22 protein-coding genes, 2 tRNA genes and 3 pseudogenes are annotated in these 21,713 nt (G+C 62.5%); 10 read left to right on the forward strand and 17 right to left on the reverse strand.

Features of this window, described 5'->3' with window-relative positions; all coding sequences use genetic code 11:
* Positions 1-81: 81 nt before the first annotated feature.
* Positions 82-750, reverse strand: a complete 669-nt coding sequence (locus NKJ35_RS10435; protein ID WP_352646741.1) for a protein-L-isoaspartate O-methyltransferase family protein — start codon at positions 748-750, stop codon at positions 82-84.
* 89 nt (positions 751-839) lie between these two features.
* Positions 840-913: transfer RNA gene (locus tag NKJ35_RS10440), tRNA-Cys, on the reverse strand.
* A 216-nt stretch (positions 914-1,129) separates the two neighbouring features.
* Between NKJ35_RS10440 and NKJ35_RS10445 the strand changes: the two genes are divergently transcribed.
* The gene (locus tag NKJ35_RS10445) at positions 1,130-1,330 is read left to right on the forward strand and encodes a hypothetical protein (protein WP_352646743.1); all 201 of its coding nucleotides are present in this window, start codon (positions 1,130-1,132) and stop codon (positions 1,328-1,330) included.
* A gap of 55 nt (positions 1,331-1,385) precedes the next feature.
* On the opposite strand, the gene NKJ35_RS10450 is transcribed toward NKJ35_RS10445, so the two are convergent.
* Positions 1,386-1,646 (reverse strand): hypothetical protein, encoded by a 261-nt coding sequence (locus NKJ35_RS10450; protein WP_254818304.1) that lies wholly within the window; start codon positions 1,644-1,646, stop codon positions 1,386-1,388.
* A gap of 219 nt (positions 1,647-1,865) precedes the next feature.
* Here NKJ35_RS10450 and NKJ35_RS10455 point away from each other — a divergent pair.
* Positions 1,866-1,940, forward strand: a tRNA-Asn gene (locus NKJ35_RS10455).
* 473 nt (positions 1,941-2,413) lie between these two features.
* Here NKJ35_RS10455 and NKJ35_RS10460 read toward each other — a convergent pair.
* From NKJ35_RS10460 to NKJ35_RS10505, 10 genes and pseudogenes are all read right to left on the reverse strand, one after another.
* Complete coding sequence (locus tag NKJ35_RS10460) at positions 2,414-2,782, reverse strand: response regulator transcription factor (RefSeq protein WP_254818283.1); 369 nt, start codon at positions 2,780-2,782, stop codon at positions 2,414-2,416.
* 114 nt (positions 2,783-2,896) lie between these two features.
* Complete coding sequence (locus NKJ35_RS10465; RefSeq protein ID WP_254818282.1) at positions 2,897-3,535, reverse strand: response regulator transcription factor; 639 nt, start codon at positions 3,533-3,535, stop codon at positions 2,897-2,899.
* A 14-nt stretch (positions 3,536-3,549) separates the two neighbouring features.
* Positions 3,550-5,427, reverse strand: coding sequence for a PAS domain-containing sensor histidine kinase (locus NKJ35_RS10470; protein WP_352646746.1), 1,878 nt, complete (start codon positions 5,425-5,427; stop codon positions 3,550-3,552).
* Positions 5,428-5,836: 409 nt separating this feature from the next.
* Complete coding sequence (locus tag NKJ35_RS10475; protein ID WP_352646748.1) at positions 5,837-6,613, reverse strand: alpha/beta fold hydrolase; 777 nt, start codon at positions 6,611-6,613, stop codon at positions 5,837-5,839.
* Between the two features lie 27 nt (positions 6,614-6,640).
* A complete protein-coding gene (locus tag NKJ35_RS10480) occupies positions 6,641-7,540 on the reverse strand; it encodes an oxidoreductase (protein WP_352646751.1) in 900 nt (299 codons plus the stop codon).
* Positions 7,541-7,593: 53 nt separating this feature from the next.
* Complete coding sequence (locus tag NKJ35_RS10485) at positions 7,594-8,109, reverse strand: cytochrome P460 family protein (protein ID WP_352646753.1); 516 nt, start codon at positions 8,107-8,109, stop codon at positions 7,594-7,596.
* A gap of 13 nt (positions 8,110-8,122) precedes the next feature.
* Positions 8,123-9,154 carry an alpha/beta fold hydrolase gene (locus NKJ35_RS10490; RefSeq protein WP_352646756.1) on the reverse strand — a complete coding sequence of 344 codons (1,032 nt, stop codon included), beginning with the start codon at positions 9,152-9,154 and terminating at the stop codon, positions 8,123-8,125.
* A 47-nt stretch (positions 9,155-9,201) separates the two neighbouring features.
* The gene (locus NKJ35_RS10495; protein ID WP_352646757.1) at positions 9,202-9,618 is read right to left on the reverse strand and encodes an organic hydroperoxide resistance protein; all 417 of its coding nucleotides are present in this window, start codon (positions 9,616-9,618) and stop codon (positions 9,202-9,204) included.
* 31 nt (positions 9,619-9,649) lie between these two features.
* Complete coding sequence (locus NKJ35_RS10500) at positions 9,650-10,924, reverse strand: epoxide hydrolase family protein (RefSeq protein WP_352646759.1); 1,275 nt, start codon at positions 10,922-10,924, stop codon at positions 9,650-9,652.
* Positions 10,925-11,065: 141 nt separating this feature from the next.
* Positions 11,066-11,385: pseudogene (locus tag NKJ35_RS10505) on the reverse strand (zinc-binding dehydrogenase); the annotation flags it as partial.
* On the opposite strand from NKJ35_RS10505, the pseudogene NKJ35_RS10510 reads away from it, so the two are divergent.
* A pseudogene (locus tag NKJ35_RS10510) lies at positions 11,384-11,464 on the forward strand (non-heme chloroperoxidase); the annotation flags it as partial. The pseudogenes NKJ35_RS10505 and NKJ35_RS10510 sit on opposite strands and share 2 nt — an antisense overlap.
* Before the next feature lie 91 nt (positions 11,465-11,555).
* Positions 11,556-11,816 carry a hypothetical protein gene (locus NKJ35_RS10515; protein WP_352646760.1) on the forward strand — a complete coding sequence of 87 codons (261 nt, stop codon included), beginning with the start codon at positions 11,556-11,558 and terminating at the stop codon, positions 11,814-11,816.
* A 456-nt stretch (positions 11,817-12,272) separates the two neighbouring features.
* Here NKJ35_RS10515 and NKJ35_RS10520 read toward each other — a convergent pair whose 3' ends face one another.
* The 3 genes and pseudogenes from NKJ35_RS10520 to NKJ35_RS10530 all read right to left on the reverse strand — a co-directional run bounded on the left by NKJ35_RS10520 (position 12,273) and on the right by NKJ35_RS10530 (position 14,118).
* The gene (locus NKJ35_RS10520) at positions 12,273-12,722 is read right to left on the reverse strand and encodes a hypothetical protein (RefSeq protein ID WP_352646762.1); all 450 of its coding nucleotides are present in this window, start codon (positions 12,720-12,722) and stop codon (positions 12,273-12,275) included.
* Between the two features lie 293 nt (positions 12,723-13,015).
* Positions 13,016-13,219 (reverse strand): annotated as a pseudogene (locus NKJ35_RS10525) (AtaL-like protein); the annotation flags it as partial.
* A gap of 35 nt (positions 13,220-13,254) precedes the next feature.
* Entirely contained in the window at positions 13,255-14,118 is an 864-nt protein-coding gene (locus NKJ35_RS10530) for an SDR family oxidoreductase (protein WP_352646764.1), read from the reverse strand.
* 104 nt (positions 14,119-14,222) lie between these two features.
* Between NKJ35_RS10530 and NKJ35_RS10535 the strand changes: the two genes are divergently transcribed.
* From NKJ35_RS10535 to NKJ35_RS10550, 4 genes are all read left to right on the forward strand, one after another.
* A complete protein-coding gene (locus NKJ35_RS10535) occupies positions 14,223-15,110 on the forward strand; it encodes a LysR family transcriptional regulator (protein WP_352646766.1) in 888 nt (295 codons plus the stop codon).
* A gap of 267 nt (positions 15,111-15,377) precedes the next feature.
* Complete coding sequence (locus NKJ35_RS10540; protein ID WP_254818266.1) at positions 15,378-15,863, forward strand: (2Fe-2S)-binding protein; 486 nt, start codon at positions 15,378-15,380, stop codon at positions 15,861-15,863.
* Positions 15,860-16,849, forward strand: coding sequence for an FAD binding domain-containing protein (locus NKJ35_RS10545; protein ID WP_352646768.1), 990 nt, complete (start codon positions 15,860-15,862; stop codon positions 16,847-16,849). Before NKJ35_RS10540 ends, NKJ35_RS10545 begins: the two co-directional genes overlap by 4 nt.
* The gene (locus NKJ35_RS10550; protein ID WP_352646769.1) at positions 16,846-19,068 is read left to right on the forward strand and encodes a xanthine dehydrogenase family protein molybdopterin-binding subunit; all 2,223 of its coding nucleotides are present in this window, start codon (positions 16,846-16,848) and stop codon (positions 19,066-19,068) included. Before NKJ35_RS10545 ends, NKJ35_RS10550 begins: the two co-directional genes overlap by 4 nt.
* On the opposite strand, the gene NKJ35_RS10555 is transcribed toward NKJ35_RS10550, so the two are convergent.
* Positions 19,046-20,245, reverse strand: coding sequence for an amidohydrolase (locus NKJ35_RS10555; protein WP_352646770.1), 1,200 nt, complete (start codon positions 20,243-20,245; stop codon positions 19,046-19,048). The two genes, NKJ35_RS10550 and NKJ35_RS10555, sit on opposite strands and share 23 nt — an antisense overlap.
* Before the next feature lie 89 nt (positions 20,246-20,334).
* On the opposite strand from NKJ35_RS10555, the gene NKJ35_RS10560 reads away from it, so the two are divergent.
* On the forward strand, positions 20,335-21,165 hold the full coding sequence (locus NKJ35_RS10560; protein ID WP_352646772.1) for a helix-turn-helix transcriptional regulator: 831 nt from the start codon (positions 20,335-20,337) through the stop codon (positions 21,163-21,165).
* 70 nt (positions 21,166-21,235) lie between these two features.
* Complete coding sequence (locus tag NKJ35_RS10565) at positions 21,236-21,667, forward strand: cupin domain-containing protein (RefSeq protein ID WP_352646773.1); 432 nt, start codon at positions 21,236-21,238, stop codon at positions 21,665-21,667.
* Positions 21,668-21,713 lie beyond the last annotated feature (46 nt).

Raw genomic sequence — 21,713 nt, forward strand, 5'->3', positions numbered from 1 at the left:
AAACGCCCGGTTATGCAGATCAGCAACGATTGTTCAAACGCAAGCGATCATGACAGCGCCTTCGCTGCAAGGCAAAATCACTCAGAATTCGAAGGCGGGAATGCGTTCGAATCCCGGTAGTGGCTTAATTGCCGCATTAAATGCGCGTCTTCCCGTTACAACCCCCCCAGTCTTAAAAAAAAGCCGGGCTACGCCCGAATTGCCCTGCCCTTCCACGGCGACGAGTCGGCCGCCTTCGGCAAGCTGGTCGAACAGCGCCGCCGGCACCTCGCCGACGCTGCCACCGATCAGGATGACGTCGTAAGGCCCATTGGCGGCATGGCCTTGCGGCAGCGGTCCCTGGACCACGGTGACATTGCCGCACCCCAGCGCAGCAAGCGTCGAAGTGGCGGTCTCGGCCAGCGCCGGATCGCTTTCCAGCGCTACCACGGACCTTGCCAGCCGCGACAGGATCGCCGCCGCATAGCCGGTGCCGCAGCCGACATCGAGTGCCGAATCGCTTGGGCCGATATCGGCCAGCTGCATCAGCTTGGCCAATGGCGACGGTTCCATCAAATAGCGCGGACCATCGGCCGTATCGGCAATGCGGATGTCCTCGTCGATATAGGCAAGGTCACGCTGGCCGGGGGCAACAAAGGCCTCGCGCGGCACGACAAGCATAGCCTCGAGCAGCGGTGCGCTGGTCACGTCGGTGGTGCGGATCTGGCCGTCGACCATCTTCACCCGGCGTTCGGCAAAATCAGCGCTCATGTTCCAACCATCCGCTTGCCGCGCAAAGGCCGCGGCTGTTTCGACCGGAACTGAAGCCCCCTGGCGCTGACGCGCGGGAGCTCGGGCATTGGAGGCCTCGCCCGGAATCGAACCGGGGTGCAAGGATTTGCAGTCCTCTGCGTAACCACTCCGCCACGAGGCCTCATTGCTCCCGGCGTTCCACCCGGCTCCAATAGGTTGCGGCGAAAATGCCGTCAAGCGGCCACCATGCATTCCCAACGGTTCTTCCGACATCGAGGCACTGCTTATCAATGCAATGCCATGCTAGCAATAACATATTAGCTTATCGTTAAGGATGATCCTCGGCGACAGGAACCCGAAACCGGCGGCCACGTTGGGCAGAAAGGAGAGTTCCGCCATGGGTCGAGCAGCTACGAAAGACGGCACACCGCGCGGATTGTCGCAGTCTGCAGAGCTTGTGCGCTATGCCATCGATCGCCTCAGCATAGAAGGCGCAAACAGCCTGCCGCCGCGCGACCGGGCGCGGCTGGCATCGGCTACCGCCGTTCTCAACGAGCTCTGCGAACGCCTGGAAAGCTGTTTCGACCAGCCTCGGTGATGACCACGCCGCTCTCAAACAATTGCCCTGTTTCCCGCCTGTCAGCAGGGCAACCTCAATCCGGCCGGCGGCGTCGCTCCCACCAGACGACGAAGCGGCGCCGGTGACGGCGCACCAACGCGAATTCGTAGGAGAGCACCAGCAATCCGATCGGCACCATCCAGAAACCCAGGATCGGCAGGAAGCCGAGAATGCCGCCGATGATCAGCACGACGCCGATCGCAATCCGGAGGCCGCGCGAGCGCGGCATGGTGAACTGGCGGCCGAAGACCGAGATTTTCCGGGCCGGTGGCTGGTCGTCGCTCATTGCCGTCATGTGAAATATCGATCCGTTTGCATCAGTAGGCCATCACCCGGAGAAAGCCGCAACGGCCTTTTCCGTTCCGTGACAGGCGAGAGACAGCTCATATGAGGGCGCTTGCCGGCCACTGCCAGGATGCCCCGCGCCAAAAAGCGTCGAAAAAATGCGAAATGCTTCTTTGCAAAGCCGAAACGGGTTTGCTATAGGCTGCCCCACTCACGCAAGAGCCTCTGTTCCCCGGTAGCTCAGTGGTAGAGCAACCGGCTGTTAACCGGTTGGTCGCTGGTTCGAATCCGGCCCGGGGAGCCACCGCCTCTTCTGCGCTATGGCGCGATATTGCGCGCCAGCGTGCGATTTTTCCCTGCGCAACGATCCGCTCCACTTGTGCTAGAATGGCGGCAAACAGCGGAGAGGCCGATCGAAGTCAGCGGTAAGCTAGCGTAGCGCCCTACCCTCGCCTAGGCTTGCAAGGCCCTCATCCTAGATTCGGCGGCGACATTGTGAAAAGACTTGCACCCGGCGCGATTGCGCCGAAACAAGCCGTTACATAGATTCGGCTGACGAAACCGTCCAGCTCAAGAACCGGAAGAATTGACCAAGCGACCACTGTCAGGCTGCCGCTGGATGACTGCTTCGCGCCTAATATCGGACCTTCGGGTATCTATTCTCCGTTCCTAAAAGCAGACGCCGGTGGCGCGAGTGCGTTTGAGTTTGAACTCGTATTGTTGGGGTACTTGCAACTCCTATGCATGCTACTTCCCGAACCGCGCGCGAGAAGTTGGCTAGTCTCGAGGAAGTAGTTCCAGGCAGCTTGTAATCGCATCAGCTTCAACTGGTTTTTCCAGAAACGCACGGGCGCCTGCAGCCATCACCTTGTTTCGCGTCGCCTCGTTTGGGAAAGCCGTCATGAAGATCATCGGAAAAATCCGGCCTCTTGCTATCAGCTCCGCCTGAAGTTCGTCGCCCGACATTCCGGGCATCTGGATGTCAGTGATCATGCAGCCAGGATCGTCGGCAATTTTATCGTCAAGAAATTCGAGCGCCGACGCATAGCCACACACTTCATAGCCGAGAGATCTGAGCAGGCTGGCGAGCGAGCTTCGCACTCCGTCATCGTCATCGACGATCGCAATCTTGGGAATCTTGAGCATAATCAAAGGCGTTCATGCCGCTCGATTGCAGCAGGTCATCTCCACAGAGCCACCCGTCATCCATGAGGCACATTGGCCCGAAAGGAAATCATACGGAGGTTTGCACCATGCCGGTCAGCGACCTGAAATACCCAGCGCCTCTGCCTTGCGAACAAGGTCCGCGAGCGTGCGGACGCCCATCTTGCGCATGACATTGCCGCGATGGATCTTCACCGTGATTTCCGAAAGCCCGATCACGCCCGCCACCTGCTTGTTCATCAGGCCGGCGACGACATGGCCCATCACCTCGCGCTCGCGCGGCGTCAACGTTTCATATTCCGCTCGCAGGCGATCGCTCTCCGTGCGCTCGACCCTCCTGACCCGATCCCGCTCGATCGCGCTTGTTACCGCGTCCAGCATGTCCTGGTCGCGAAACGGCTTTGAGAGGAAATCGACGGCGCCGGCTTTCATGGCGCGGACCGTCATCGGAATATCGCCGTGACCGGTCATGAAGACCACCGGCAGTTCGATTCCCTGTTTCGTCATCTGCGACTGGAAGTCCAGGCCGCTGACGCCCGGCAGACGGACATCGAGGATGATGCAGCCCGGCGACTGGGGAAGGCTGGCTTGAATCATCTCGGCCGGACTGCCGAACAAGTAGGTCGACATCCCGACCGAACGGAACAGGCTGTCGAGTGCGTCGCGCACGCCCGGGTCGTCGTCGACGACGACAACAAAGGGAGATGGTCCTGTCGGAGACGAAGCAACTTTCATGGAAGTAGCCCTGTTCATGCGGTCGCACTTGCATCGACGGAGGGTAGGGTCACGCGGAACGTCGCGCCCTGCCGCGGCAGGCTCTCAACTGTCATTCGCCCGCCATGCGCCTCAATCGTTGTCTTGCATATGGCAAGGCCCATTCCCATGCCGTCCTGCTTGGTCGTGAAAAACGGTTCGAACAATCGCTGAAGATGCTCATTCGGTATTCCCGGCCCGGTGTCCTGCACGATGATCTCGATGTCGTCCACCTCGGTTTTGGCGGCGGTTATGAACTGCATGCGCGCGCCGTCCTGCCCGGCCATGGCGTGCGCCGCATTGATCATGAGGTTGACCAGGACTTGCTGCAGCTGAACGCGGTCACCGCGTATGTTGGGAAGGTGAGGCTGCAGGTCGATCTTGAGCTGTATGTTGGCCTTCGCAATCTCACGCTGGACGAGCGCCACGGCGTCTTCCAGCAATGCGGACAAGGCCAGTTCGTCTCGATGTGACGGCGCCTTCTTCAGGAAAGCCCTGATGCGCTTCACGATGTCGCTTGCCCTTCGCCCCTCGGCGACAGCGCGCCCGAGCGCGAACTCCACCTCGTTGAGCTCGGGCGGATCGCGGCGGAGCCAGCGCATCCCTGCCTCGCCGTTCGTCACCACCGCCATGAGCGGCTGGCTGACCTCGTGCGCAATCGACGCGGTCAGCTCACCGAGGGTGGCGACGCGCGCGGCGTGGGCGAGTTCGGCCTGTGCCTGCTGGATAGCGTCCTGGGCGCGCTTACGGTCCGTGATGTCCACTACGTATACCAGAGCCTTGTCGCCGTCGTCAGGTGAAGAGGGAAAGGTGATGGTGAACAGCACAGGGACGGCCTTCCCGTCGCTCGAGACCATCTCCGTCTCCCCCTCATAGAAGGCGTCACCGCGCGCAAACGCAACGAGCGCGCCCGGGAAAGTCGTATCGGCCGCACCCAGGACATCGTCCAGCGTGTTCAGGAACTGCGTGCGATCATCCACTGAAAGCATGGACAGGAGCGCTGCATTGACGTCCACGATTCTGATGAGCCGTCTGGCGCGCGTGTAGAAGTCCGGGTTGGCGGCGAGATGGTCGGCAATCGAGGTCCCTTCCTCCGCTACGTTGGCAAGCTCGGCTTGGACTGCGCTCCAGTCTTCTTCGATGACGCCGATCCGGCTTGTATCGAACATGCGCCTGTAGCGCCGCTCACTCCTGACCAGTGCTGCATGAGCTGTCTGGCGCTCCGTTATGTCGGTGTGCGTTTCCAGGACGCCAACGCCGTTTCCGTGGCGGTCCCGCTGTATCGCCCAGCGGCTGTCCAGCACGAGCCGCGCACCGGTTCGCGTCTGATGCTCTAAGATCCCCTCCCATCGCCCGCTTTTGAGCAATGCAGCTTCAACCACTGCCCGGTCGGCAAGGTATTTCGTACCGAGCAGTTCGTCCGCCACCCGACCGATCGCCTCGGCTGCGGTCCAGCCATAGACCTCCGCGGCAGCGTCGTTCCAAAAGGTGATGACACCGCGGATGTCGCGAACGAAGATCATGTCGTGCGAGAGGTTCAGCAAGCGAGCCTGCGCAGCCAGGGTTTCCGTGGCGGCCTGACTCTGGAGCGCCAGCGCGGTGGCGATGGCGATGGCCGCAAGGCTTACGGCTGCGCGTAAAGCGGGAGATCCGAAGCTCTCCATGCCGTGGGAAATGACATAGGCCAGCACCGTCAGTACGATGGCGCCAGCAGCGGCGACCAACACGTCCGCTCGCCGCGAGGTGCGGGCCGCAATGAGTACGACGAGCACGTAGAGTACCGCGATCGCTCCCTCGAGCGGCGACAGCACGTCGAACAGGAAGATGCCAAGCGCAAGGAGGACTGCCGCCAAGCGGTAGACGCTGTTGCTCATGCTATGTCTCGGTTTAGTGAACCGAAGTCGCTTGGCAAACCTGGGGAGCCGAGCGCCGAGATGGCCCGGCGTACTGCAGATGAGCAAAACAGCCGACCATCCGGCCACGGGCGTTCACCGGCTCGGCCGGCTGGAAGGTCTTATCGCAAAGGGCCGCATTCCTCGAAATCCCTCCAGGTCATATCACCGCCTTCTGACAGCCCATTTTCGGGCAGGTAGAATGGCAATTCAACCGAAAAGACCGAGCCATCGTTCTCGACCGACTGGCCACAGATCGGATGGGGGGAGCAGGTCGGCGGTCTGACGCACGATTGTCAGACCGAGACCCAGCCAGTCGATCGGCCGTCTGGCCGCCCCACCCGACGGCGACGCTACCCGCTTCCGGTGATCGGCCTCATGAAGCTCGGCTTCACGGCGCTGTCTCGCCTGCGGCTTGCTCGATCAACTCCGCCACAGCCGCAGGGTGCGACACCATCACGACATGGGACGCGCCCTTGACGGAGACGGTTTTGCGCGCATGAGCCCGTTCAGCCATGAACTCGGAGGCCCGTGGCGGAATGTTCTTGTCGGCATCGCCGTAGATGAACCAGCTGGGTATGGCTTTCCAGGCCGCATTGGCCTGGCGTTCGTTGAGAGCGGCTTCGGTGATCGGGCGTTGCGTTGCCGCCATCAGCTTCGCTTCGCCGACCGGGACGTCGGCTGCAAACTGGTCGTGAAACTTGTCCTGCTGGATGTACAGATCCGAGCCGCCTTCGGACAATGCGACTGGCTTGGCGAGCGTCGGGCCAAGCGAACTGCCGGGAAACTTGCCGGAAAGCTCCACGGCCGTTTCGCCGACCTCCGGTGCGAAGGCAGCGACGTAGACCAGCGCCTTCACATTCGCCTGGCCCGCGGCGGCTTCGCTGATCACTGAACCCCCATACGAATGGCCGACGAGTACGACAGGAGCCTCGATGCTGGAAGCAAGAGAGGCTATATAGCCGCCGTCTTTCTTGACGCCACGCAAAGGGTTGGCCGCGGCCACGACGGAGTAGCCGTCCTTCTCGAGGATAGCGACAACGCCGTTCCAACTCGACGCATCCGCAAACGCGCCATGCACCAGAACGACAGTCGGCTTTCCGGATTGCGCCTGTGCGCTGCCCAAAGTGGCGGCAATGATGGCCAACCCTGCCAGTAAGGTTTTCATTGTGTGGTCCTTTCGTGTTGGAGATAATTAGACAGCGGAGTTCAGAGCGAGGAAAGGCGGCGACGCAGGCCGAGAGCCCGACCGGTCGTCCGTTTCGTCGCGAGGGAAGTCGGTCGACTGGCTTAGTTCCCGCCACCGTTCCAGCTCTTCCAGCCTTCTGAGATCCGCCTGCACGAGAATCTTCAGGGCATCGCTTCCCACTGGCAGTCGGAATGGAGGATCATCCATTGCCGCTATCTTCAGGATGGCCTGGGCCACGCGAGCCGGGTCGCCCGGTTGCCGACCGTCATAATTGCGCTGCATGCGGGCCGTCTCGCCCACCACTCGATCATACTCGGGGCGGCCCTCCTTGAGGGTGGTCGATACACCGGAGAAATCGGTTCGCATGCCGCCGGGCTCGATCACGGTGACTTTCACCCCGACAAGTCCCATTTCGCGGGCGAGGCATTCCGAGAACCCCTCTATGGCCCACTTCGCCGACGAATAGGGTGCGCGTCCAGGAGCCCCGATACGCCCTCCCACGGACGAAAACTGGATGATGTGCCCGCTGCGCTGCTCGCGCATGATGGGGATAGCGGCCTTGGTCACGATGATGGTGCCGAACAGGTTTGTCTCGATCTGCCTCCGAAAATCCTCCAGTGCAGTGTCCTCTACCGAATTGACGTTTCCATACCCGGCGTTGTTGACCAGCACGTCGAGCCCTCCGAACGTGTCGACGGCAAGCCCAACCGCAGCCTCGGCGGCGTTCGGATCAGTTACATCCAAGGGGAAGGTCCTGACCGATTCACCGAAGCGTGCGCCCAGGTCGGATATCTGTTCGGGATTGCGGGCCGTTGCGATAACCTTATGCCCGGCCTCGAGGACTGCTTGGGCAAGCGCGCGGCCCGTTCCTCTCGAAGTCCCAGTGATAAGCCATCTCTGCGTCATTTGTTGTCCCTTTCCATTTTCGCCGCCAAGCGCTCTGCACCAAACGCGCGTGGCTATGGTGCGTAGCGCGTGAAGACGTAGTCGTGGTTTTGGACGCGGGCCTCGTGGCAGGCGAAACATGTCTCGTGCTGCGCTAGGTCGACCGGCTTGCCATCAATGAAACGGCCGAAACCCCAGCCGCCACTCGCCGCGTATTTCTTCGAATCCTTGACCATCACCTGCACGGTCGTTGGCGCTCCCGGCACGGATGCCGATTCGAACTCTGCCGACTGGGTTCGCTTCCAGGCCAGCTTCACGAGAACGCTGCCATCGGGGAACGGCAGCGTGCCTTTCCTGTAGGCGTCCAGTGCGACCGCGTTTCCGACGACCGCACGGAGTTCGTTCAGCGGGTCGCCTTCCAGCGCGGGCGCGACCAGCTCCCATTTTCGGTATCCATCCGGAATTGTCACCCCATAGATCGGGGATGCCTGCGAAGGCTCTTGGGCGCCGGCCCTGTCAATCGCCACGCATGTGATCGCAAGAGCCGCGGACAAGGCTGCGACGGCTGCAATGGCCAGATATCGTTTCATCACGCTTCTCCCCTCAGAAGCCGTCTACGTCGACGATGGCCTTGGCGAACGCCTCTGGCGCTTCCTGCGGCAGGTCGTGGCCAATGCCGCCCGACACAAGCCGATGCTCGTACTTGCCCGAGAACTTGCCGGCATAGTTGGCCGGATCGGGATGCGGCGCGCCGTTGGCGTCACCTTCCATCGTGATGGTTGGAACGCCGATCACGGGCGCCTTGGCGAGCTTTTCCTCCATCTCGTCATAACGACGTTCGCCGTCGGCAAGGCCGAGCCGCCAGCGGTAATTGTGGATGACGATGTCGACGTGATCGGGATTGCGAAAGGCCGCGGCGCTCCTGGCGAAGGTCGCGTCATCGAAGTTCCAGTGCGGCGACGCGAGTCGCCAGATCAGCTTGGCGAAATCGTCAGTGTTCTTCGCATAGCCCGCGCGGCCCCGATCCGTGGCGAAGTAGAACTGGTACCACCATTGCAACTCGGCCTGCGGCGGAAGCGGCGCCTTGTTGGCCGCCTGGCTGCCGATCAGATAGCCGCTGACCGAAACCATCGCCTTGCAACGCTGCGGCCACAGAGCCGCAACCACATTTGCGGTGCGCGCTCCCCAATCATAGCCGCCCAGGATCGCCTTCTCGATACCGAGCGCGTCCATGAAGTCGACGAGATCGACGCCGAGCGCGGCTTGCTGCCCGTTGCGAAAAGTAGCGTCCGAACGGAAGCGGGTCGTCCCGTATCCGCGAAGATGCGGGACGAGGACACGGTAGCCAGCGCCGGCAAGAAGAGATGCTACGTCGACATAGCTATGGATGTCGTAGGGCCAGCCGTGCAGCAGAATGACGGCGGGGCCGTCCGCAGGACCTTGTTCCGCATAGCCGACAGAGAGCAGGCCGGCATCGACCTGCTTCAGGGCGGCGAACGCGGCCTTTGGCGATGTAGCTTGCGACATTGCCGGTCGCACCGCCACCAGCTGCGCCATGGCCACGGCTGCGGCTCCGACCGCCAGGAGGCGACGGCGATCGAGGTCGATAAATTCAGGGTTGGTTCCGGTCTGCATTGGTGGCTCCAGTCGAGTCGGGATGAAGGGATTGGCGGCGGTGCGCGTTAGGCCAGAGTGATGGCCACTTTGATGTTGCCGCGCGTAGCTTTCGAATAGGGACAAGTCCGATGCGCGGCATCGACAATCGCCCGCGCTACGTCAGGATTCAGGCCGGGAAGGCTCACATCGAGGCGCGCGCTGAGGAAGAAGCCGTCGTCGCCGGAGTTCAGGTCGACCTCCGCGTCGATCGCGGTTTCGGCGGGCAAAACTACTTGCATCTTGCGCGCGGCGATCGCCATGGCGCCTTCAAAGCAGGCCGACCAGCCAGCCGCGAAGAGCTGCTCCGGATTGGTGCCGTCGCCCGGGCCGCCAGGCGTGGAAAGCCTGATGTCAAGCCTGCCGTCGGAGCTGCGCGAGGAGCCATCGCGGCCACCGGTGGTATGAACCCGGCCGGTGTAGAGCCGCTTCGGTTGTGTGATCATCGTTTGAATCCCTTCCATGAGAACCATTCAATCAACGCAGCGATCTGAAGGCCGCTCGTATTTCGCGTGTGAAGATTTCCGGCTGTTCCCAAGCGGCGAAGTGGCCGCCGTTCTCCGCCTCGTTGAAGTAGATGAGGTTGTGGTAGCAGCGCTCAGCCCAGCCGCGCGGCGCACAATAGATTTCACCGGGGAACACGGTCACGGCGACCGGAAGCGCCTGAATGTCGACCGCGTTGAAGTTGTTGGAATGGTCTTCCCAGTATATCCGCGCGGCCGATGCACCCGTTGCGGTCAACCAGTAGAGCGAGATGTCGTCGAGCATCTCGTCCCTTGTCAGCACACGCTCCGGCTGTCCGTCGCTGTCGGTCCACTGAGCAAACTTTTCGTAGATCCACGCGGCAAGCCCAAGTGGTGAATCGACCAGCGAATAGCCAATGGTCTGGGGCCGTGTGACCATCATCGCCGCATAGCCGGAACTGTCCCTGTAAAATTTGTCGAGCGCGTCGAACGCCTTCCTTTCATCGTCGGGAAGGTCTTTCGGCGCTGGCCCGCCGGCCGCCAGAATAGCCGCGATCTCGCTTGGAACCGTGCCCGGCATATTGACGTGAATGCCGATAAGCCCCGGCACGTTCTGCAACGCCATTCGATGCGATATCACCGAGCCGCAATCGCCGCCCTGCGAGACATAGCGATCATAGCCCAGCCGCTGCATCAGAAGCGCCCATGCTCTGCCGATGCGATCGGAACCCCACCCCGTCTTGGTCGGCTTTGCGGAGAAGCCGAAGCCGGGGATCGAGGGCACGACGAGGTGAAAGGCGTCCTCAGCATCGCCGCCGAAGGCTGTCGGATCTGTGAGAGGCCCCAGGACTTTGAGAAACTCCAGAATCGAGCCGGGCCAGCCATGCGTCATGATCATCGGCAAGGCGTCGGCATGTGGCGAACGAATATGGATGAAGTGGATCTCGAGCCCGTCGATTTCGGTGACGAACATCGGCAGCCGGTTGAGGTGAGCCTCGATCGTTCGCCAGTCGTAGTCGGTCGTCCAGTATTCGATGAGGTCGCGAAGCCGTTCAAGCTGGACGCCCTGCGACAGAGCTGTGACGGTCTCTTTGTCCGGCCAACGCGTCGCCGCCAGGCGCTGACGAAGATCAGCGACGGCTGCTTCCTGAATGTCGACGCGGAAGGGTCTTATAGCTGTGCTTTCAGCCGCAGCGGCCGTGCTTGACGGCAACAGGCCAACGGCGCCGGCAGCCGCAGAGATGGCGAGCAAGTGGCGTCTTGTAAGGATAGGCGACATCGTGGACATCGATCATTCTCTCGGGACAGGAAGTCTTCTTGCCTTAAGGTAGAGGCGACTGGACCGAGTGGCTGCTATACATAGATATGGATCGCTAGCACTTGTGGGTCGCAGAGCGTCGCCATCCAGCCTCGATCGGCCAATCGCATGTCATGGGACCAGCAGCAGCTTGCCCGTCGTCCCGCGGCTTTCCATGTCGGCATGGGCGGTTGCTGCGTCCGCCATTCCGTATTCGCCACCGATCCGGACACTGAGCCTGCCTCCATGATCCAGTCGAAAAGCTGCGCCGAATGCGATCGCAGCAGTTCAGGCGTGTGGATGTGGTCGGAACAGACCGCATAACCGATCTTGATGCTTCGGTAATTGCATGATGTCGAACGGTCCGGGACCGCCGAGCACGGGCCCGTACCAGCAAAGGTCCCAGAATGGCGGAGCGCGTCGAGCGATCCCTGGAATGTCTTAGGACCCGACGACAACCCCGAGGGAACACCCATGGAGGTCTTCGACGGCTTTCGGACGGCACTGGCCAGCAACCGCGCGCAGTTCTTCCTCGAATGAGCTGCAGCTGTCCCTGCCCCGTGTCATCAGCCATGCGAGCGCGTCGCACCCCATTGGGTTCGCATACCCTCGGGATAGACTCATGATTTTATCTGAATTCCTCTATTTTACACCTGCATACTTGGTCGGCGCCATGGCGCGGGCTAAGCTGCCCGATCTGGTCGACGTGATCTTCGACACGTCAGGGCAAGCCGATTTCAAAGGCTTCAATGAGGAAGGTCAGGTGGCGCGGCCTGTTCTATTCGGATTCGATGCGCGACATGGTATCCGGACCCTCTTCCTCCCGGCTCCGTATTTGTCGCCCTGGCCATTTCGCTTGTCGTGGGTTTCGTCGTGGCGATAGGTTTAACATGAACGCCAACACGCCCCCAAGCGAGGCTATTCGTGAAGGTCGAAAGCGACTGCCATTCCAAAGGCCGGGGCCGCACTGATAAGGTAGACCAGTTCATCGTCAGTAACCAGCAGATGCGGAACGTCTCGGCGAATCGCTGCGATGGTCCCCTTTACCGATATGATTTCACCGCGAGAGGCTTGCAGGATCACTTTCTGCACAAGGTCCTTCGTGGTAGCTGCGGCGGGTGGAGAGTTCGGTCGATCGCCCATCCTGGGCGCCCCCTCAAGGCTAGAACCCAAGCGATCATTGATGATCCTACTTGGGAAAAAATCAACATACGATTTCGTGTGAAGGCGGGGTCGGGAATGTTTGGTAGAAATTTCTGAGCGGGGGATTGGATAACTGGCTCGCGCGAAGACCCCCCGTACCCCTTCGGTTTCCACATGGCCCATGGGCATAGCCTTGCTATGTACCCTTGGCAGCGTCCTCGATCAGTTCGGCTATTAAGGTGCGGACCCGTAGGTCGGACCTATCCCCTATGTTTCCCACATCTTTGGTCACCATCCCCGGCGAAGATACGGATACCGCCCCGCTCACCTTAACGTTGACCGTAAAGGTTCTTCTAGGCGTCTTCTCCAATTCTCGCTTCCTGTAGATCTGGAAACGAATCGACGGGGTTAAAGCTTTGACCTGCCGGCGTGGCGCGGTGTCTATGTCGATAGCCACCTCGCCTGCCACGTCAGCCTTGGCCGCCTCCAGCGATGCAATCACGACGTCGTTTAGCCAAGCCTTTGCTTGCTCGCCGAAGTCCGCCATGGGGGCATCTCGCTTCCCCATCTCCGCGCCGCCGACGGGCTCCTCCTGCTGACGGCGAGCTTTCTTCCCGCGCTCAAGAGCTTCTTTAAACTTTGCCATCCCTGTTGCTCCGATTTGTCATCAGACCACCCCCGTCAGATCGGCTATGGCGCCCTCCCATTTCACTAGAACGCGCACAGTCGGGGTACGTTGCGTTGGGGAGCCTTTGGGTTCGCCGCTATTCAGCGTTTGGTCAGGCACAACGAACGTTGACGTTAGACAATGCTTCGGCCACCACCTTGTCAGGCACAACGCTTGAACTGGACAAAGCCGTGAAGCAGTAGGTCATCTACACCCGCGTTTTGACGGACTGGCTTTGCGTTTCGTCCGTGCTTATGAAGCAGCTCGCTCACGCGCAGATCAGTACCGGCGATCATAGCTTCGCGCACGAAGTGGGTCGCGCTCTCCTCCACGACGTCGCAACGGGTGCAGAGGCCTGCGGGCAGGAACAGGCGGGCGTCGCGCGCCTTGAGTTCCAGGCCCTGCCATATCTGCGCACGGGTCAGCTTGGTCTCGCCTCGGGGATTCACCGGAACGGTAGCGGTCGAGTAAATCATGATATGTCTCCTGGACAGAACGTCGGTGATGGGGCTCAGCCGGCAATTGCGGCCGCATAGTCGCGATAGGAGCGCAACGGTCGGCCCAGCAGCGCGGTCAGCCGATCGACATCGCCGGCATCGGGGACCATGCCGTCCGTGAGGAAGCGCTCGGCCATCAGGCGCATGTCGAGCGCCATCCAGCTCGGCATGAACTGCCGCAGGTTCTGCTCGAAGCCGGCGGTGTCGTCGCCGGGATACGCGATATGTCGACCGAGGACGTCCGTCCAGATCGCTGCGACGTCCGTGCCAGTCAGCGTGTCGGGGCCGACCAGGTTGATGCGATTGAGCGGGAGCGGCGCGGCGGCCTGCTCACGGCGGAGGAGTTCGATCGCGGCGATCTCGCCCAGGTCCCGCGCGTCGATCATGGCGATGCCCTTGGCTCCGATCGGCATCGGATAGATGCCGTAGCCGATCACCACGTCCTTGATCGTGATGTCGTTGTCCATGAAGTAGGCGGGCCGCAGGATGGTGGCGTTGAGCTCCATCTGTTCGATCATCCGCTCGACGCCGAACTTACCCGCGAAATGCGGCACATTGACGTAGATGTCGCTGTGGATCACCGACAGATAGACGATCCGCTCGATGCCGGCCTCACGGGCAACGGCCAGCGCTACCAGCGCCTGGGTGTATTCGTCGGCCACCACCGCGTTCAGCAGGAAAAGGGTGGAGACGCCGGAGAACGCCTTGCGCAGGGAATCGACATCGAGCAGGTCGCCCTGCACGACATCTACGCCAGTGGGGAAATTGGCCTTCGAGGGATCGCGAACCAAAGCGCGCACATCGGCGCCACGCTTCACGAGCTGTTCGACTACGTTGCGGCCGACATTGCCGGTCGCGCCGGTAACGAGAATGGTCATGGGATTACTCCTGAGTTGAGCCGGATGGCGTCCCAGAAAATTAGTGATCCACATTTGTGTCGGTAGGCATTATATCTGAACACGCCGTCCCACAGGTGGAACACATGGATCTACTTGCCCTTGCTGATTTCAATCTGGTCGCCCGCCACGGGGGCTTCGGTAAGGCCGCCCGCGCTGCCGGGCGCCCGAAGGCCACCTTGTCCCGACGCGTGGCGGAACTGGAGGCGAGTCTGGATCTACGGCTGTTTGAGCGTGGCGCGCGCGCGTTAAAGCTGACGGAAGAAGGACGCGCGCTTTTCGAGCGCGCGGGCCGGTTGCTTTCCGAGCTCGAAGAGACGACGGCGGCGATCGCCTCAGGCGGCGAAAGGCCGCGCGGCCGGTTGCGGATCAGCGCCCCATTGCTGTTCGCACAGACCGCGATGGGGAAGATCGCCGCCGGCTTCGCCCTGAAATACCCAGAGGTCAGGCTCGAGGTCACGACCGAAGACCGCGTCGTCGACATGATCGAAGAGGGATTTGACCTGGTGATCCGGGTCAATCCGGATCCGGATGAGAGCCTCGTTGGGCGAGCCTTTCTGCGTGATCGGCTGGTGGTCGTGGCAAGTCCTGACCTCGCCCTGCCGGCCGAAGGCCTGGCGACCCCGGCCGTCATGCGTTCGACAGATCGCGGGGCTTGGGAGGTGAAGACGCCCACTGGCCGGTTAACAATCGCGATCGAGCCCGTCCTTGCGTTGTCGTCGCTCATCATGGTCCGGGATGCAGTGCGAGCGGGCGTCGGCGCGGGACGCCTTCCAGTGTCGCTAGTGAGCCATGATCTGGCGGACGGAACGCTGGTACTTTGGGGGGATGTCGAGGGACCCGACATCGCCCTGTGGACACTCTATCCCTCTCGGCGGCTGCTGAGCGCGCGCGTCTCCGCATTCCTCGACCATCTGAAACGCGCCTTTCCCATGGGGACACCTGACGAGCTGGCCGCCTATATCGGCAAATGACTCCCAGGAAACTGGCTAACCAAACTGATGCGTTACTCCATAAATCTTTCACCGTTACTTCACACCCGAATTACGGTGACAGTGCACTTTTTGGGGCGGCATTCAGGGCCTTTCCGCCGCAAATCTCGGATGCGCGTTTTTTAGCCTTGCCTGACCGGCAGCGCCTTTTCCCCGGAATCGACCGCCCTATTTCGCCTCGACAGGTGGGTGGCTGCTTGCTGGACAAGTCCTTGCGGCGAGTACGGCATGTGCTTCGAGGTACCCCACATGAACTTCCACGATCGGCACCTATTGAGGTTGCGGGTGAACGGAGAGGATCACAGCCTTTCCGATCTCGATCCCCGCGTCACGCTGCTCGACCTGCTGCGCGAGCGGCTTCATCTGACCGGAACGAAAAAGGGATGCAATTTCGGCGAGTGCGGCGCCTGCACCGTGCACCTCGACGGGCGGCGTGTGAATGCCTGCATGATACTTGCCGTGTCCTGCGAGGGACGCGAGGTTACCACGATCGAAGGGCTGGCGGACGGCGATGCGCTTCATCCCGTGCAGCAGGCGTTCATCGATCATGATGGTTTTCAGTGCGGATTCTGCACGCCCGGCCAGGTGATGTCGGCGGCGGCGCTGATCGAGGAGGGACATACCGGCTCCGATGCCGAGATCCGCGAATGGATGAGCGGGAATCTGTGCCGCTGCTCGGCCTATCCGCAAATCGTCGAGGCGGTGCGCGCAGCGGCCGGGAGGGCGAGCCAATGACCCCATTCGTCTATGCACGCGCCGACAGCCTGGGCGACACGATCGCAGCCGGTGCCGCGCCGGACAGCGCCTTTCTCGCCGGCGGCACCGAATTGCTCAACTGGCTGCGCCTTGGCATTGCCGAGCCGACCCGGATCATCGACATCTCCCGCCTCGACGGGCTGGATCAGGTCGAACCACTGCCCGGCGGCGGCTTGACGATCGGCGCGCTGATGCATCTCAACGATGTCGCGCTGCATGCGTTGGTCGTGCGCAACTATCCGGTGTTGAGCCAGGCGATCCTCAACGCCGCATCGCCGCAGCTGAGAAACCTGGCAACGATAGGCGGCAATCTTCTGCAGAAGACGCGCTGTGCCTATTTCCGTGCCGAAGAGCAGTTGCCATGCAACAAGCGTCAGCTCGGCTCCGGCTGCTCGGCATTGCATGGCATCAACGACAATCACGCGATATTCGGCTGGACCGAGCATTGCGTCGCCACCCAGCCATCCGACCCGGCCGTGGCGCTGGCAGCACTTGATGCGGTCATCGTCACCGCGCACCGCAGCGGCGGCCGGCGCATTCCGGCAGCGGAATTCCACCTGCTTCCCGACACGCGCCCCGAGGCAGACAATGTGTTGCAGCAAGGCGAACTGATCACGGCAATCGAGCTGCCGGCGCCGGCGCCGCGATCGGCCTACCTCAAGGTGCGCGAGCGCGAATCCTACGAATACGCCATCGTCTCTGCCGCCGCTGTGCTGGAGATGGACGGCCAAACCATCCGTCGGGCGGCCCTGGCGCTGGGGTCCGTGGCGCTGCGACCGTGGCGGCTGAGCACCGCCGAGGAGCAGCTCGCCGGTGCCGAAATCGGCGATCGCGAGGCTTTGAGCACCGCTATCGAGCAATCCTTCGCCCAAGCGCGTCCCTTGTCGCAGAACGCCTACAAGATCGAACTGGCCAAGACCGCCGCTTTGCGGGCGATCGAAAGAGCAGCGAGGATGTCGTCATGATGATCAGCCAGCCTGTTGCCCGCCCTGACGGCGGCGTCAAGGTCACCGGCCGCGCCCGCTATGCGGCCGACTATTTCGCCCCCGACCTGCTCTATGCGGTACTCGTGACCGCGCCCGTTCCGGCCGGCCGCGTGACGTCGATCATGGTCGACGACGCGCTCGCCGAGAAGGGCGTCGTGCGTGTGCTCACGCATGAGGACATGCCAAAATTCGGTCGGTTCGCATCGCCGAGGGCCGAGCCCGATACGCAGATGCAGCAGGCCGAAGGCCCACCGGCAGCGCAGAGCTTCATGCCCATGCAGGGCGACGAGATACGTCACGAGGGTCAGCCGCTTGCCATTGTGCTGGGCGAGACGCTGGAGGCGGCGGAGGCCGGTGCCCGCCACGTCGCATTGCGCTTCGAGTTCGCCGAGCCGGAATTGCCGGCACCGCCGGAGTGGACCGCCATCGACAAGGCTGCGGTCGTGCCGAGGGAGAGCGGCTTCCTGTTCCTGGAGCCGACATTTACCAAGGGCGACGTCGACCGCGGGCTTAGCGACGCAGCCGCCATGGTCGAAGCCGTCTACCTGCAGCCGTCGCGCCACCACAACGCCATGGAGCCCTCGGCGACGCTCGCTGAGTGGAACGACGGAGAGCTGACGCTGCACGACGCCACGCAGCACGTCTATGGTGTCCGCCAGGTGCTTGCCGCCCGTTTGAATGTCCCCGCCGGAAAGGTCCGCGTGATTTCCCGCCATACCGGCGGCGGCTTCGGCGGCAAGGGTTGGATCTGGCCGCATCAGGTGCTGGCCGCCGCCGCGGCGCGCATCATGCAGCGCCCGGTCAGGCTGGCGCTCAGCCGCGCCAATGCCTATTCCTGCCTCGGCTACCAGCCGCGCATGGCACAGAAGATCGTGCTGGCTGCGGACAGGTCGGGCAAGCTGACCGCCGTGCAACAGGACGTGGTCAACCTGACCACCGTGAGCGACGATTTCGTCGAGTTCGCCACCGAAGCCTCGAAGGGTCTCTACGCCACGCCGGCCATGCGTCTCAGCCAGCGCGTCGAGCGCGCGAACGTCGCCATGCCGACGGCGCTGCGCGCGCCGGTCGAGGGTCCCGGCACCTGGGCCCTCGAAAGCGCGATGGACGAGCTCGCACACCGCCTCGGCATCGATCCGCTCGACCTGCGTCTGATCAACCATGCGGACACGGATCCGGCCACCGGCCAGCCCTGGTCATCGAAGAAGCTGCGCGAGGCTTATGAGGAAGGCGCCCGGCTGTTCGGCTGGCGCGAGCGCCCGCGCAAGCCGCAACGCGATGGCGATTGGCTGATCGGCTACGGCATGGCAACCTGCAGCATGGGCTGTTTCCGCCACCCGACGCCTGCAGCCGAGGTCAGGCTGCACAGGGACGGCAGAGTGCTCATCCGCACCGGCACCCAGGACATAGGGACCGGAACACTCACCATCTTTCCGCAGATCGCGGCCGATGTGCTGGGCCTGCCGATGGAGAAGATCGAGTTGGAAATGGGCGATACAGAGCTGCCGGAGGCGGGACCGACCTATGGCTCGTCATCGACCATGGGGGTGGGCGCGGCGGTGCTTGCCGCCGCCGAAGATGCGCGTTCGCAGCTTGCCCGTCTTGCCAATCTGCTGCCGGACGAGGTGGAGATGCAGGACGGCAAGATTCGGCGCAAAGGCGCTGCCGGCGGTCAGACGATCGCCGACGTTATGAGCCATACCGACATCGGCGAGATCATCGGCTCCGGCTCGTTCGATCCGGCGCAGCATGGCAAAGGCCTCGCCATGCGCACTTTCGGCGCGATTTTCATGGAGGTCGGCGTCGATCCGGGGCTCGGCCTGCTCAGGCTTCGTCGCGCCGTCGGCAGCTACAGCGCCGGCCGCATCGTCAATCCCCGCACCGCACGCAGCCAGATGACGGGCGGCATCATCTGGGGCTGGGGCATGGCGGCGATGGAGCAGAGCAGGCACGAACCAGTGCTTGGGCGGTTCCTGTCGAAGAACCTTTCCGGGGTCGCCATTCCGGTCAATGCCGACATTCCCGGCGACATCATAATCCACTTTGTCGACGAGATGGACGAGCATGCCAGCCCGATCGGCGGCAAGGGCATCGGCGAGCTCGGCGCCACAGGCGTTGCCGCTGCGGTGGCCAATGCCGTCTTCGACGCCACAGGCAAGCGGATCCGGGAGTTGCCGATCACGCCGGAAAAACTGCTGTAGAAGGACCGGCCCGCGGAAGCGTCTGCTCGACGAGGTTGACGTAATAGCGCATCACCGTCGGCACGATCTCGTCGTTGAAAACGTAGCGGTCGCCATGTAGGCCTTCGCCCGGGCCGACCTCCCCGGCACCGATCCACGCATAACAGCCGCCGGCGTCGCGGATCATGAAAGCGAAATCCTCGCAGCCGAGACTGGGGCTGAACTCGGTCAACACATTCTCCCGGCCGACGACGGATGCCGCCGCCTCGACGGCGCGGGTCGTCGCGTCCGCCGTGTTGATCAGCGGCGGATAGCCCTTCCGGTAGTCGAGCCTGGCGTTGAGCGAATGCGCGGCGGCAATGCCTTGTGCGATCTCGCCGATCAGCCTCTCGCAGTGATCGGAAAGTTCGGGCTCGAAGAAGCGGCAGGTGCCTTGCAGCCAGACCTTGCCCGGCACGATGTTGCCGACATTGCCGCCATGGATCTGCGTGAGGCTGACGACAAGCGCGCTTTGCGGGTCGACCGAGCGGCCGACGATGCGCTGGACGGCTTGCACGAAGGCGCCGGCGGCCAGGATCGGGTCATCGCCGAGCTGCGGCATCGCGGCATGCGCGCCAAGACCCTCGAAGGTCAGTTCGAAATTATCGACGGCCGCCATTTGGGCACCAGCGCGGGCGGCGATCGTCCCCAGCCTGATGCCCGGCCAGTTGTGGACCGCGTAGACCGCCTCGACCGGAAAGCGCTTGAACAGGCCGTCCTCGATCATGCGCATGCTGCCGCCCTCGTTTTCCTCGGCCGGCTGAAAGATGAAAGTGACGGTGCCGTCGAAGGCACGGCAATCGCTAAGCAATTTGGCGGCGCCGAGCAGCATCGCGGTGTGGCCGTCATGGCCGCAGGCGTGCATTACTCCTTCTTTCCTGGAGGCATAGGCCAAGCCGGTTTTCTCCAGCACCGGAAGCGCGTCGAGCTCGGCGCGAAGGCCGATGGCGCGTGCGCCGCCACCGCTGCGCAGGACACCGACGATGCCGGTGCCGCCGATCCCTTCATGCACCTCGTCGACGCCGAAGGAGCGCAGCTTCTCTGCAACGAAACGCGCCGTTTCGTATTCATTAAATCCGAGCTCCGGATTGGCATGGATATGGTGCCGCCAGCCTATGACCTCTGGTGTCAGCGCGGCGATGGGGTCATTATGCAGCATGATGCCTCCTTTCACGCCGGCAAGGCGGCGCGGTTTGATCCCGCCAGCCATAGAAGACCCGACGAAAAGCGTCTTGAACCGGATTGACCATGGCAAAGACAATCGAAGCGGCAGAGACCGGGAAATACTGGCGCCATCCGTGCTTCCCCGACCTGGGCCTGTTCGAGGCGCGCTTCACCCGGCACCGCTACGACCTGCACACGCACCCGACCTATGTGATCGCCCTGATCACCGCCGGCTGCGAGCGCATTCGCATCGGCCGTCAAAGTGTTCTCGCTCCGGCGGGCGCCATTGCCGTCGTCAATCCTGAAGAGTGGCATGACGGCGAACGCGGGGCGGATGAAGGCTGGGCCTACCGGACATTTTATCCTTCGGTGCCGATGATGACCGCGCTTACCCGCGAACTCGGCCGCGACGGCGCTCCAGTGTTTTCGCGCGCGACGATCGAAGACAGCAGTCTCGCCGCAGCATTGACGGCAGCGCACCACGGCTCGACATCCCCGGACACAATGACGGCCGAGACGTCCCTGCTCGTGGCGCTTAGACAACTGATCGTTCGGCATGGCGACTCGAGCGGACAGGCCGAAGAGATCGAAAGCTCCGGATCGCAGCGAAGATTTTCGCTCTACCGCGATCTTGTCGAAAGCGAGCTTGGCTCGCAGCTCGACCTCAAGCGGCTTGCCGGCGCGGCTGGCGTGACCCGGTTCCAGGTCATCCGCGATTTCAACAAGGCAATTGGCCTGACGCCGGCGGCCTATATCCGCGACCGGCGATTGCGCCGGGCGAGCGCGCTGATCGAACAGGGATTTGGCCTCGCCGACGCAGCTATTACGGCGGGTTTCGCCGACCAGAGCCATTTTTCCCGTACATTCCGGGCCATGCAAGGTATGACGCCGGGCATGTTCAGAAGAGCGGGATAAGGCGCTCCTGAACAGACAACCTTGCGCCTCAAAGCTTGCTGCGCAATGCTGACGCAGTTCGGGGGGAATCATGCGAAAAATCTTGGCACCGACGCTGTTGCTCACGGCTGCACTGTTTGCAAACAGCGCCCAGGCGCTGGATGCCAGCGGGACGCCGGTTGTCGTGACCCCGCTTGCCTCTCGCACCGAGACCGCGTCCGGCCAGCCGATCACGCTGCCCCAGAAGAACGTCCAGGTCCTGGTCTCGGCCTATCAGATCGCGCCGGGCGCGACCTTGCCGGTCCACAAGCATCCGTTTCCGCGCTATGCCTATGTCGAGGCTGGCACGCTTCAGGTCACCAACGTCGAGACCGGCAAGAGCAACACCTATCAAACAGGTGATTTCATCATCGAGATGATCGGGCAATGGCATCAGGCGACCAATGTCGGCGCCGATCCGGTCAAGCTGCTGGTCATCGACCAGGTCGAAGAAGGCACCAAGAACACCGTGTTGCGCCATTAGCTGCCACGTCTGAAAATGGCGTCCGGGGCGGATCCAGCACAGCGCG

This window comes from Mesorhizobium sp. M0136, from assembly GCF_040322515.1.
Taxonomy (GTDB): Bacteria; Pseudomonadota; Alphaproteobacteria; order Rhizobiales; family Rhizobiaceae; genus Mesorhizobium.